We start from the raw sequence: 291 nt of genomic DNA, 5'->3' as shown, positions 1-291 counted from the left end.
GCCACATCACGCCGCATGAGGGCGATGGCCTGGCGAACTCTCGAATCCATGGCAACGGGCGGCTTGGTCCGCAGCAGGCTGGCCAGGTCGCGCCAGCCCGTGTAGCTCTCGACCACCGCGATGATGAGGTTGAACAACAGGTCTTCCAGCCGTCCGGGGGAGACATCGTCGTCCCACCACAGTTCGAGGACGAATTCCTCCACCAGCTTGCGGGTCGCCGCCGACAGGTGGACGCACTTGTTGGGAAAGAAGCGAACAAAAACAGCCTTCTCCCAGCGCCAGCGGGTCACA

1 pseudogene is annotated in these 291 nt (G+C 63.2%); it reads right to left on the bottom strand.

The annotated features are described in order from the left end of the window. Positions 1-291 (bottom strand): annotated as a pseudogene (locus ACMUOY_RS20590) (hypothetical protein); the annotation flags it as partial.

Source organism: Candidatus Skiveiella danica (assembly GCF_022705245.1).
Classification (GTDB): Bacteria; Pseudomonadota; Gammaproteobacteria; order Burkholderiales; family Burkholderiaceae_C; genus Skiveiella; species Skiveiella danica.
The sequence above is the reverse complement of the archived record's forward strand: the minus strand, read 5'-3'. Positions and strand labels throughout refer to the sequence as shown.